The sequence below is a fragment of the Photorhabdus laumondii subsp. laumondii genome (assembly GCF_003343245.1).
Classification (GTDB): domain Bacteria; phylum Pseudomonadota; class Gammaproteobacteria; order Enterobacterales; family Enterobacteriaceae; genus Photorhabdus; species Photorhabdus laumondii.
Window position 1 is genome coordinate 44,838 of sequence record NZ_CP024901.1, and the last position, 12,668, is coordinate 57,505.

12 protein-coding genes are annotated in these 12,668 nt (G+C 39.4%); 7 read left to right on the top strand and 5 right to left on the bottom strand.

Translation table 11 applies throughout. From position 1 onward, the window contains the following. Positions 1 to 31 precede the first annotated feature (31 nt). Both mioC and asnC read right to left on the bottom strand, forming a co-directional pair. Positions 32 to 472, bottom strand: a complete 441-nt coding sequence (mioC, locus tag PluTT01m_RS00250; protein WP_011144462.1) for an FMN-binding protein MioC — start codon at positions 470 to 472, stop codon at positions 32 to 34. Between the two features lie 91 nt (positions 473 to 563). Continuing rightward, on the bottom strand, positions 564 to 1,025 hold the full coding sequence (asnC, locus tag PluTT01m_RS00255; protein ID WP_011144463.1) for a transcriptional regulator AsnC: 462 nt from the start codon (positions 1,023 to 1,025) through the stop codon (positions 564 to 566). A 166-nt stretch (positions 1,026 to 1,191) separates the two neighbouring features. Between asnC and asnA the strand changes: the two genes are divergently transcribed. Next, entirely contained in the window at positions 1,192 to 2,184 is a 993-nt protein-coding gene (asnA, locus tag PluTT01m_RS00260; RefSeq protein ID WP_011144464.1) for an aspartate--ammonia ligase, read from the top strand. Positions 2,185 to 2,190: 6 nt separating this feature from the next. On the opposite strand, the gene viaA is transcribed toward asnA, so the two are convergent. Both viaA and ravA read right to left on the bottom strand, forming a co-directional pair. Continuing rightward, on the bottom strand, positions 2,191 to 3,648 hold the full coding sequence (gene viaA / locus PluTT01m_RS00265) for an ATPase RavA stimulator ViaA (protein ID WP_011144465.1): 1,458 nt from the start codon (positions 3,646 to 3,648) through the stop codon (positions 2,191 to 2,193). 4 nt (positions 3,649 to 3,652) lie between these two features. Next, entirely contained in the window at positions 3,653 to 5,164 is a 1,512-nt protein-coding gene (gene ravA / locus PluTT01m_RS00270; protein ID WP_011144466.1) for an ATPase RavA, read from the bottom strand. 252 nt (positions 5,165 to 5,416) lie between these two features. Here ravA and rbsD point away from each other — a divergent pair, with 252 nt between their 5' ends. The 6 genes from rbsD to rbsR all read left to right on the top strand — a co-directional run bounded on the left by rbsD (position 5,417) and on the right by rbsR (position 11,239). After that, positions 5,417 to 5,836, top strand: a complete 420-nt coding sequence (gene rbsD, locus PluTT01m_RS00275) for a D-ribose pyranase (RefSeq protein WP_011144467.1) — start codon at positions 5,417 to 5,419, stop codon at positions 5,834 to 5,836. 7 nt (positions 5,837 to 5,843) lie between these two features. Next, positions 5,844 to 7,349: a ribose ABC transporter ATP-binding protein RbsA gene (gene rbsA, locus PluTT01m_RS00280; RefSeq protein ID WP_011144468.1), complete on the top strand. Its 1,506-nt coding sequence runs from the start codon at positions 5,844 to 5,846 to the stop codon at positions 7,347 to 7,349. Between the two features lie 6 nt (positions 7,350 to 7,355). Next, the gene (gene rbsC / locus PluTT01m_RS00285) at positions 7,356 to 8,327 is read left to right on the top strand and encodes a ribose ABC transporter permease (RefSeq protein WP_011144469.1); all 972 of its coding nucleotides are present in this window, start codon (positions 7,356 to 7,358) and stop codon (positions 8,325 to 8,327) included. A gap of 24 nt (positions 8,328 to 8,351) precedes the next feature. Further along, the gene (gene rbsB / locus PluTT01m_RS00290) at positions 8,352 to 9,242 is read left to right on the top strand and encodes a ribose ABC transporter substrate-binding protein RbsB (RefSeq protein WP_011144470.1); all 891 of its coding nucleotides are present in this window, start codon (positions 8,352 to 8,354) and stop codon (positions 9,240 to 9,242) included. Between the two features lie 63 nt (positions 9,243 to 9,305). Then, the gene (rbsK, locus tag PluTT01m_RS00295; RefSeq protein WP_011144471.1) at positions 9,306 to 10,235 is read left to right on the top strand and encodes a ribokinase; all 930 of its coding nucleotides are present in this window, start codon (positions 9,306 to 9,308) and stop codon (positions 10,233 to 10,235) included. 2 nt (positions 10,236 to 10,237) lie between these two features. After that, a complete protein-coding gene (gene rbsR, locus PluTT01m_RS00300) occupies positions 10,238 to 11,239 on the top strand; it encodes a ribose operon transcriptional repressor RbsR (RefSeq protein ID WP_011144472.1) in 1,002 nt (333 codons plus the stop codon). Here rbsR and mdtD read toward each other — a convergent pair. Continuing rightward, positions 11,236 to 12,627: a multidrug transporter subunit MdtD gene (gene mdtD, locus PluTT01m_RS00305; RefSeq protein WP_011144473.1), complete on the bottom strand. Its 1,392-nt coding sequence runs from the start codon at positions 12,625 to 12,627 to the stop codon at positions 11,236 to 11,238. The genes rbsR and mdtD overlap by 4 nt on opposite strands. Positions 12,628 to 12,668: the final 41 nt, after the last annotated feature.

Here is a 12,668-nt window from a genome sequence, read left to right on the forward strand (position 1 = left end):
TCCACAATCGTTTGCTGTTTTTTTGTTCTTATTAGAGTGTGTTTGCCCAATATTTAACCCATTCTCCTGCTGGATCTTCAGGGATCTCATGTTGTTGAATATCAATTTCCAGACGATCGCCGAGACGTTTAGCACCATTTTCTATCAATAGTTGGTCAAATGATCTTATTGCACCGCAAAAAGTATCGTATTCGGAACTACCAAGGCCAACAGCACCAAACGTTACCTTGCTGAGATCGGGTTTTTGGTCAGAAATTTCTGCGGCCAATGGTTGTATATTTTCTGGCAATTCTCCTGCTCCATGTGTGGATGTGACGACTAGCCAGATTCCTTCCTGAGGAAGTTCATCTAAGGAGGGGCCATGTAGCATTTCAGTGGAAAAACCAGCATCTTCCAGAATTTCAGCCATATGTTCAGCTACATATTCGGCACTGCCCATTGTGCTGCCGCTGATTAAGGTAATAGTAGCCATAGTGATCCCAACAGATTTTAAGAGTCGCTATTGTACGCTGTGAATCTGTTGGGATCTACCTGTGGATAATATGGTTATAACAAATTTTATGTTATGGCTTGATTGTCCGCATAATCGGGTTTTGTAAGGAGATCAGGGTTTCTGTTGATTGAATTTCATCGATAGTCTGTATTTTGTTGATAAGTACATCTTGAAGGGATTCAATTGAACGGCACATAACTTTAATAAAGATGCTGTAGTGGCCTGTTGTGTAGTAAACCTCAACTACTTCATCCAGGTTGTCTAGTTTTTTTAGAGCTGATGGGTAATCTTTAGCACTCTTGAGAATAATGCCAATAAAGCAACACACATCATAACCAAGTTGTTTCGTGCTGATATCGACTCTGGTACCGGTAATGATTCCTGCTTGCTTCATTTTTTCCACGCGAACGTGAATTGTTCCCGGACTGACAGCAAATTTCTTTGCTAGTTCGGCATAAGGTGTACGTGCGTTGTCCATTAAAGCGTGAAGTATGTCACGGTCTAGATTGTCGATCTGATAAATTTCTGCCATTTTCAGCGCCTTTTTTTAATGAATTTTCATTTTTTTAATCTTAAAAATGAATTTTATGAATCATAAAGTCTATTTTTATTAAAGTATATTGAATTTATCCCTCATTTTATTGCTTAATGTTTCCAACAGGACATCAGGGTCACCTAAAAAATTAGAGAATAACATTATGAAAAAGTCGTTTATTGAAAAGCAGCAACAAATCAGTTTTGTTAAATCCTTCTTTTCCCGTCTGCTGGAAAGCAAACTGGGTCTGATTGAAGTACAGGGACCAATCCTAAGTTGTTTGGGAGATGGTATTCAGGACAACTTGTCCGGCCATGAAAAAGCTGTTCAGGTGAAAGTAAAAACTTTACCGGATTCAACTTTCGAAGTCGTACATTCGTTGGCTAAATGGAAACGTAGGACACTGGGTCGTTTTGGCTTTCAGCCTGAACAAGGGCTTTACACTCACATGAAAGCATTGCGTCCAGATGAGGATCGCTTAACACCAATTCACTCTGTTTATGTTGATCAATGGGATTGGGAAAAAGTGATGGAAGATGGGCAACGCTCACTTGCTTATCTTAAACAGACAGTAGGTAAAATCTACGAAGCAATAAAAGAAACAGAAAAAGCTGTCAACAAAGAGTTTGGTCTGGCACCGTTCCTGCCAGATCAAATTCACTTTGTTCATAGCGAAACGCTTCTGAGCCGTTATCCGGATCTGGATGCAAAAGGCCGTGAACGGGCTATTGCTAAAGAATTGGGTGCTGTTTTCCTCATTGGTATTGGTGCGAAATTATCTGATGGTCAATCTCATGATGTGCGTGCGCCTGATTATGATGACTGGACGACACCAAACAGCGATGGTTTCGTTGGTCTAAATGGCGACATCATTGTCTGGAACCCTGTTTTGGAAGATGCGTTTGAGATCTCTTCTATGGGTATCCGTGTTGATGCAGAAGCATTGGAGCGCCAGTTAGCTCTGACTAGTGATGAAGAGCGTTTACAATATGATTGGCATCAGGCGTTACTCAAAGGCGACATGCCGCAGTCGATTGGTGGCGGTATTGGTCAATCCCGCTTAGTGATGTTACTGCTGCAAATGAAACACATTGGTCAAGTTCAGTGCAGTATCTGGTCACCTGAAGTACGCGAAACTGTAGAAGATATGCTTTAATTCAAGTTAGTGACGCCATTTTCGCAGTAAACGGCTTTTAAGTCCGGTATCAAAGTGCCAGATATGATCAAATATCCGCATAATATCGGGCTTACCATATTGGGACATGGAGACCGCATGGAAGCGGTATTGCTGATGCAGTTGCAGATTTTTTATCTGATGGATTAGTGAGTTCGGCAGACGCTGGGCAATGAAATCTGAGATAACAACAGCATCAGCATTTTTCCAACATTTTTCTTTCATTTTTTCTATTGTGCTTGTCAGACAGAAAGCGAGATCTGTCCCTCCTTTGAAAGTTTGGCTGAGAAAACGAGTAGCTTGCTCCAGACCATCTGGTGAAGATAGTTCATAGTGCACAATTCCCGTTGTAAATAGCATGATATGACAGTTGCGATTATCAGCTAGAGCAATGCGTAACAGTGCCAGACAAAAAGCTTTGGCACATTTTTCATTGAATTTCCCCATAGAACCGGAAGTATCTACACAAATAATAAATGGTCCTTGAGGTTTTTCTTCCTGGCTATAATGAGTGACTGGCTGTAATGTTGTTTTTTCTCGCCAGTTATCACCTTGTAAGCGATAGGTCAGGAGTTTTTTTTCCACTAATTTGCGATAAAACTCATATTCCAGATCTTCAATTCCTAATATTGCTAATTCTATTGGTAATAGGCGCAGAATATCATCACTTTGTCCGATACCATTTACCTGTTCAGGAATGATGTCGGGTGTTCGCTCGATTGTAGTAACTGGTTCGAAAAAATGGTTTTCTTGTGGTTTTGATTTTACAGATTGGCTGCGTCCAAGTAATTGAGCTAATTTTTTCAGTTCCGGCTGTTGGTGAAGAAATTCACTATAGTGGATCAATAACTGCTTATCATTTTGAGAATGATTTAACTGACTTTTGCTCATATCCCATAATCGCCCCGCTGCCCTATCATTTTCACTAAAAACAGGATCAAGATTACCGCTTAGTGTCAGCTTTTGTTGCAGTTCTGCCAGTAATTGCTCTTTTTCTTGCTCCAGCAATTGCTTATGGAAGGTTGTAGTTTGCAGGATCAAACTGATCCTCCATCGTTGAATAAATAGGGTTTGTAGTGTATTTGAATCAGCAATGGTGTTGGTTGCGAGTTTCTGTGCTTCTTCACTAAAAGGGGATTCAATTCGGTTCAGCGTTTCTAAAATATCGGGAAGTTTAAGGTAAAAATAATTTGTATTGGCAGACAGTATTTGTTGATATAACTGAAATTCTTCTGCCAGAGTTACAGGAATGAGCGCTTCTTTAATCCTTTGCTGTAAATCGTGTTTCCAGCCAGGGATATCTTTTAATAGTGCACGTTTCAAGCGAGGATGTTTTTCAAAAAAGATAGCTAACTGAGGTGAAGCTAAAAGCGTTAATATGATCTCTTCTATCATCTCTCCTTCGTTTATTGACAGTAAGAGATCAAGGGTTGTCAAACTAATCATTTAATTAGCTGCCTATTTTTATTTTCAACTGCTTAATTTTATCTGATAACTGGATAAAGCTTTGCTCTATCGTAGCAAGCCAATGACTTTCAATAAATAAACATGGCTGATGCTGATTAAACAATTGGTGTTGGTGATGGATTTCTTGATTAAATTTTTCTAATCTTTCCTGCCACTCGTTGTTTTCTTCATTTTGCTGATGTTGATGATCTGGTAAATATAGCGTGGATGAACGGCGGCTGATATCAAAAATCTCTGGCTGATGTGCTGAATTAACTTCGGCTGCTATATTTTGTGGAAAACCAATGCCGTTCAGACGTGCTGATAATTCTCTGCCTTTGTTTATCCAGATATTCAACGCTTTTTTTTCCAATTCAATAAAATTAACTTTAATATCATGGAGATGAAGAGGTGTATGCAGGAATAGAATCAATTTTTCTTCATTGATATGATCGGGTAGAGAATATTGTATTTTACGTCCAAACAGACGGGTTTGTTTTTCCAGCTTTAACGCCTGCTGATCATTTTTATCCTGACAGGCTTGAGTCCATTGGTGATAAAGCGAATCAATTTGTTGAGATAATATTCTTTGCCTATATGCTTGTTCGGTCATCAGAGTATTCAAGTATTGGGGTAATAATTTAAAAGAGTGAAGATCATGCCACAGGCAATCTTTCAGTAATATTAAATCAAGAGGTGATATCTCTTTTCTGCCATTGAAGAAAGCACTTGCTTGTAATAAATGAATGGCTTTCTTCCAGCGCCTGTCTGAAACGTAAGGTGAATGTTCTGTTGCATCAAGTTGCTGACGTAGATGATAAATAATATCAAAACAACTGTCTGGTAAAACTATTTTATCAATCTCTTTTTGCCATTGATGGAATTCTTCACTTGTTATTTGAATGTTTGCCGGAACAGGGTTATCATTTTCATTTTTGTGGCTAGAGAGTAACGCTCGGAAATTCTTCTTTTCTTGAATTTTATCCAGCCAGATACGAATTAGCATTCTGTCATAAAGCGCCTCCAGACTGTTATCTGCTTCAGGTAGCTCATTGGATGCAGTTATAAGTAATCGCATTGGAATTTTATCTTCTGTATCCCCATTTCTGAATTTTCTTTCATTAATTGCAGTCAGTAGGGTATTAAGAATTGCCGGGCCGGCTTTCCATATTTCGTCAAGGAAGACAATTTCAGTTTCAGGTAAGTATCCGTTGGTTAGACGTTGATAACGTCCTTCTTCCTTCAGTGCCTGAATAGAGAGAGGGCCGAAAATTTCTTCAGGGGTTGAAAAGCGAGTCATTAGATATTCAAATGCTCTGGCATCACGAAATGCAAATTTCAATCGGCGGGCTATCAAACTTTTTGCGATGCCTGGAGGACCAAGTAGAAAAACACTTTCCCCACACAATGCCGCTAGCAAACATAAACGAATAGTCTGTTGTCTTTCATACAGACCACTTTCCAGATAATGACTTAAGCAAACTATTTTTTCTGCTAACAACATGATTCTTACCAATATTATCTGTTGGATTAGATAAAACCTAATTAACCTTCTCCATAGATTTTAATCATTATTTGTTGATATAGACAATATTTACCTTAAAAATCGATTCAGCGTCAAATATTCAATAAGTTAACGTTTTTTTTCGTTTCTTTTATTATCGAAACGTTTCGATAGTGATCACATTTTTGTATCACTAATGTTGCATTTTAAATATTACTTTCTATATTACTAAATAGCGAAACGTTTCGCTAATGGAATAAAAAAATGAAAAAAGGTGTATTACTTAATTCTGAAATTTCAGCCGTAATTTCTCAGCTAGGGCATACTGACCAGATTACAATTGGTGATGCTGGATTACCAATTCCTTCTTTAGCCCAGCGGATTGATTTAGCGCTAACCCAGGGAATTCCCAGTTTTATATCCGTTCTTAATGTTGTTACACAAGAAATGCAGATTGAAGCTGCATTCTTAGCTGAGGAGATCATTGGCCATAATCCTTTAATACATCAATTAATATTAACTCAAATTAAAGAGCTTGAGAAACAGCAAGGGAATTCAATTACTGTAGATTATATTAGTCATAATGTGTTGAAAGAAAAAACAAAACATAGCCGAGCAGTGATTCGCACAGGAGAGCATTCTCCTTATGCCAATATTATCCTTGGTGCTGGTGTGACTTTCTGAGGTGATTATGCAGCCTGTACTGGAACTAAAAGGAATTAGTAAATCTTTTCCTGGTGTCAAAGCATTATCTGGTGCGGCATTACGTGTTTATCCAGGTAAAGTGATGGCACTGGTGGGAGAGAATGGTGCAGGTAAGTCCACGATGATGAAAGTGTTGACTGGGATATATACCAGAGATACAGGCACAGTTCATTATTTAGGAAAAGAAGTGATTTTTTCTGGCCCTAGATCCTCTCAGGAAGCGGGGATCGGGATTATCCATCAGGAATTAAATCTTATTCCCCAACTGACTATTGCTGAAAATATTTTCCTGGGACGCGAATTTGTTAATAAATTCGGTGCAATTGACTGGAGAAAAATGTATCAGGAAGCCGATCGCCTGTTAAAAAAATTGAATCTGAGTTACAGCAGTCACCGTTTAGTCGCTGAACTTTCTATCGGTGATCAACAAATGGTTGAAATTGCTAAGGTGCTGAGTTTTAAATCCAAAGTTATCATTATGGATGAGCCGACGGATGCGCTGACTGATACAGAAACTGAATCATTATTTCGCGTAATATATGAACTAAAATCTCAGAGATGTGGCATTGTTTATATCTCCCATCGTTTGAGAGAAATTTTTGAAATTTGCGATGATGTAACGGTATTTCGTGATGGACAATTTATTGGTGAAAAGTCAGTAAAAGAGCTAAAAGAAGAGACTCTGATTGAAATGATGGTTGGGCGAAAACTGGAAGATCAGTATCCTCGCCTGAATTTACCTCGGGGTAAAAAACGACTTGAAGTTAAGCAGATTTCTGGCCCCGGTGTGACAAATGCCAGTTTTTCCCTTTATAGCGGGGAAATTTTGGGTATATCAGGGCTAATGGGGGCTGGCCGCACTGAATTGATGAAAATTATTTATGGTGCGTTGCCAAAAACTCAGGGGCAAATCACACTGGATGGAACCCCCATTGTAATTCGTAACCCTCAGGATGGGTTAGCTTGTGGGATTGTTTATATTTCAGAAGATCGTAAACGTGATGGCTTAGTTTTGGGAATGTCAATCAAAGATAATATGTCTCTTACTGCCTTGCGTTATTTCAGTAACCGGTTAGGTGGTCTTAATCATAAAGAAGAACAGAATGCAGTTAGTGACTTTATTAAATTGTTTAGTATCAAGACACCTTCAATGGGACAAGTTATTGGTTTACTTTCTGGTGGTAATCAGCAAAAAGTAGCTATTGCCCGTGGATTAATGACCAGACCAAAAGTTCTTATTCTGGATGAACCTACGCGTGGTGTAGATGTTGGTGCAAAAAAAGAAATTTATCAGTTAATTAATCAATTCAAGAAAGAGGGGTTAAGCATTATTCTCGTTTCTTCTGAAATGCCAGAAGTGATAGGAATGAGTGATCGTATTTTGGTTATGTGTGAAGGCCAGATCAGTGGAGAATTTTTTGCTGAACAGGCAACTCAAGAAATTTTGATGGCAGCGGCTGTAGGCAAACAATATGGAGCGATTCAGGAGTAATTCAGTATGAATTCTAATATATCACCGACATTTAAACGTTGGTTTACTAAAGAGTGGTTACTGAAACAAAAGTCACTGATTGCGTTGCTAGTGCTGATAGCAGTAGTTTCTTCTCTTAGCCAAAACTTTTTCACTTTAAATAACTTGTTTAATATTCTGCAACAAACATCAGTCAATGCCATTATGGCCGTTGGGATGACATTGGTTATCCTGACATCAGGTATTGACCTGTCTGTTGGTTCATTGCTTGCGTTAACAGGTGCAATAGTAGCTTCATTGGTTGGTACGGAAGTTAATGCTCTGGTGGCTATCGTGAGTGCTTTGGCTTTAGGTGCTGCAATTGGTGCTTGTACAGGAATAATAATTGCTAAAGGTAAAGTACAGGCTTTTATTGCCACTCTAGTCATGATGTTATTACTTCGTGGAATAACCCGTGTCTATACTGATGGTAGTCCAATAAATACAGGATTCAGTGATAATGCCGATCTGTTTGGCTGGTTTGGTATTGGTCGCCCACTGGGAATTCCTACTCCAGTATGGCTGATGTTGATAGTTTTTGTTATCACATGGTATATCCTGCATCACACCCGTTTAGGTCGTTATATTTATGCCTTGGGGGGGAATGAATCGGCTACCCGTTTATCTGGTATCAATATCGATAAAATTAAAATTATCGTTTACTCCTTATGCGGTTTCCTGACGGCATTGGCAAGTATTATTGAAGTTGCTCGTCTTTCTTCTGCTCAACCTATGGCGGGGGGAGGTTATGAATTAGATGCTATTGCTGCCGTAGTTCTGGGAGGAACTCGCCTGGCTGGTGGTAAGGGGTTAATTATTGGTACTTTGATTGGTGCACTAATCCTCGGTTTTTTAAATAATGGCTTAAACTTATTAGGTATTTCTTCTAACTATCAGATGATTGTTAAAGCAATTGTAATATTGTTGGCAGTTCTGGTTGATAACAAAAGTGGTAAATAACCTCACCCTACAGGAAATAACACGATGAAAGTGAAGAAATTAGTAACAATTTTATCTGCTGTTGCGCTAAGTATGACTGTAAGTGTAAATGCATTGGCGAAAGACACTATCGCGTTAGTCATTTCTACCCTGAATAATCCATTCTTTGTCACAATGAAAGATAGTGCTCAAAAAGAGGCGGATAAGTTGGGCTATAACCTAATTGTGTTGGATTCTCAGGATAATCCAGCGAAAGAATTAGCTAATGTTCAGGATTTGACGGTACGTGGTACTAAACTCATGCTAATTAACCCGACTGACTCCGATGCTGTTGGTAATGCTATTATTATGGCTAACAATGCCAAAATTCCGGTTATTACTCTAGATCGGATAGCGAATAAAGGTACTGTTGTCAGTCATATTGCTTCTGATAACCGCTTGGGGGGTAAAATAGCGGGTGATTTTATCGCCGAAAAATTAGGGAATGAAGCCAAAATTATTCAGCTAGAAGGTATTGCCGGCACTTCTGCTGCCCGTGAACGTGGTGAAGGATTTAATAAGGTAGCACAGGAACATAAATTTAATGTGCTAGCTAGTCAGCCTGCTGATTTCGATCGAACCAAGGGACTGAACGTTATGCAGAACTTACTGACGGCTCATCCGGCTGTACAAGCTGTATTTGCTCAGAATGATGAGATGGCGTTAGGTGCTTTGCGCGCTTTACAGACAGCAGGTAAAAGCGATGTATTAGTTGTTGGTTTTGATGGTACTGGAGATGGTATCAAAGCTGTTCAACGTGGAAAACTAGGAGCGACAATCGCTCAGCGTCCTGATCAAATTGGTATCGTTGGTGTTCAGACTGCAAATAAAGTGCTGAGGGGCGAAAAAGTTGAGGCCGTCATCCCTGTAGAATTGGAGTTAGTTATTAAAAAATAAATCGGTATTTATGCCGTTACTTATTGGTGATGGTGACGGCATAATTGAAAAGGAATAAATGTAATGAGTACAGCAAAACTTGCGGTGCTTGGCAGCATTAATGCTGACCATATTTTGAATCTTAAGTCATTCCCTCGACCGGGGGAAACGGTGATCGGAGAACAATATCAGGTTGCTTTTGGTGGTAAAGGTGCTAATCAGGCGGTAGCAGCAGGCCGTAGCGGTGCTGACATTACATTTATTGCTTGTGTTGGTGAGGACGATATTGGTTTTCGTATCTGTCAGCAGTTAGCAAAGGATAATATTAACACTTCTGGCATTGAAGTGATTAAAGGAGAAACAACGGGTGTAGCGTTGATTTTCGTTAATCATCAAGGTGAAAACATTATTGGTATCAATGCAGGCGCTAATGCAGCGTTGACACCGGAATATTTCTATCGCTACCAAAATATTATTGAGGAAGCAGATGCATTATTGATACAACTTGAGTCTCCATTGGAAACAGTGCAACTTGCTGCAACAATAGCTAAACAAAATAATACAAAAGTAATACTCAATCCGGCGCCGGCCCGAAAATTATCTGATCAATTGCTCTCATTGGTGGATATCATTACACCGAATGAAACTGAAGCGGAATATCTCACCGGCATTAAAGTAGAAAATGATTCAGATGCGGAAAATGCGGCTCAAATACTGCATGGGAAAGGTATTGAAACTGTAATTATCACATTGGGTAGCCGTGGGGTATGGTTGAGTGAAAGTGGTCAGAAAGGAAAAATTGTTCCGGGATTTAAAGTTAACGTTGTAGATACTGTTGCGGCAGGAGATACTTTCAATGGTGCGCTGGTGACAGCATTATTGGAAAGAAAATCCATGTTATCTGCCATACGATTTGCTCATTCTGCTGCTGCGATAGCGGTAACCCGTCAGGGAGCTCAGCCTTCTGTTCCGTGGCGAAATGAAATTGATGCATTTTTAATTGAACAGGATTAACTGTGGCTACAATGAAAGATGTTGCTCGTTTTGCAGGTGTTTCTACATCAACTGTATCTCATGTTATTAATAATAATCGTTATGTCAGTGATGGTGTGAAAAAGAAAGTTAATGATGCGATTGAGCAATTGAATTATGCGCCATCAGCGCTTGCACGAAGTCTTAAAATCAAGCAAACCAAAACCATTGGTATGTTGGTAACGACCAGTAATAATCCTTTTTATGCTGAAATTGTAAGAGGGGTTGAACGAAGCTGTTATGAGCGTGGTTACAGCCTTATCTTATGTAATACAGAAGGTGATACCAAACGAATGGATTACAGCATGGAAACGTTGCTGCAAAAGCGAGTAGATGGGGTGCTGATTATGTGTACTGAAAATCAACACAATTCCTGTGATGTTTTGCGCCGTTATCCTCCTTTACCTGTGGTTATGATGGATTGGTCTCCATTTGATATTGTCGGTGATGTTATTCAGGACAACTCCTTGTTGGGAGGTGAGATGGCCACTAATCACCTTATTAGCTGTGGTTTTAAAAAAATAGCCTGTATTGCAGGTCCACAAGATAAAACACCTGCTAATCATCGATTGAAGGGGTATAGAAAGGCAATGGCAAATGCTGGCCTTACTATTCCTGACGGATATGAAATTTACAGTGATTTTGAATTTGCTGGTGGTTTTAAATCAATGCAGGAATTACTACAACATCCAGAACCGCCAGAAGCTGTTTTTGCAGGAAATGATGCAATGGCCGTTGGCGCTTATCAGGCTCTGTACCAAGCCGGACTTTCTGTACCGGATGATATTTCCATCATAGGTTATGATGATATCGACCTTGCCCCTTATATGATCCCACCATTGACAACCATTCATCAGCCAAAAGATGAGTTAGGAAAGTTAGCTGTTGATACTTTGCTTTATCGGATGGATAACCCAGAAAGTGATCCTAAATTATTAGTATTGACTCCGACACTGATTGAGCGTAGTTCAGTTTCTCGTTCTTAAGTGTTCTTTTTCTTGATCATGTTATCTCCATCTTCCTTATGTAATAGTAGGAAGGTGGAAGAAGAGAGTAAAGTGATTATTCCTACGGTAATAAAAGTACTGTGGAAGTTATCAACTGTTGTTCCATTAGGCATAGATTCATAGAAACGAAGAATAGCTGCACTTACCGCAACACCGAAGCTAATAGATAACTGCTGAGTTACAGCTAATAAACTATTTCCTGAACTGGCATTATTATCGGTCAGATCAGCGAGAGTAATGGTATTCATCGAAGTAAATTGAATAGATACAGCCATGCCTAGTAAGAATAGTGGAATAGACAAAAGAACAGCAGACATTTCTGGTGATTGCAGTGAAAATTGAGAAATCATTAATCCAATAATAATGGTTATGCTAACCAGCGTTTTACGATATCCAAAGCCAGTTAATACATTAGTAACGAAAGATTTGGCTATAACAGAACCAATAGCTGTTGGTGCCATCATCATTCCGGCAATGACCGCTGAATAACCAAATCCAACTTGTAGCATCAAAGGCATCAGGAAGGGAATGCAACCCGTTCCCAAGCGTGTAACAATATTACCTATAATACCGATAGAGAATGTGCGAATACGGAATAATTCCAGGCTGATAAGGGGTTGGGGTTGTTTTCTAGCATGCATCAGATAACCAAATAATATCATAAAACCACCAACCATAATTGTCAGAGGTATATAGCCGGGTAACGAACTCTCTCCTAGTAAATCCAAACTGACAGAAACCATGATTAAACTCAGCCCAAAAAGTATGAAACCGAAAAAGTCAAATGAACGTTTTGGCATTGTAAAATTAGGCATATGCTTTTTAGCGTAAATAATCCCCAATAAACCGATTGGAATATTGATAATAAATATCCAGTGCCAGGTAGCATAAGTGACTAATAGCCCGCCGAGCATGGGACCAAGAATTGGTCCTACTAACCCTGGTATGGTGACAAAATTCATAACAGGTAGAAGTTCGCTGCGTGGGTATGCACGTAATAAAGCAAGACGGGCAACTGGCATCATCATTGCGCCACCAATTCCTTGAATTACACGTGAAACCACTAGAAAAGCTAAATTACCTGACAAAGCACAGGCAAGGGAGCCTAAAGAAAATAAGGATACAGCAAACATAAATATCCGGCGGGTACCGAAACGATCTGCTAACCAGCCACTGACTGGAATTAGCAAAGCGACAGTCAGAGTATAGCTGACAACAGCAGATTGCATCGCCAGAGGTGAATGTTTGAGGCTTTCAGCAATAGCGGGCAATGCTGTGTTGAGAATTGTTGCATCTAAAGCTTGCATAAAGAAAGCTATTGCAGCAATCCAGGGTAGCCCCGCCATATTACGAGCGGTTTTTACCATTAATAGTCCTGCTTATTTTATCTAGACAATGTTTGGTTGGA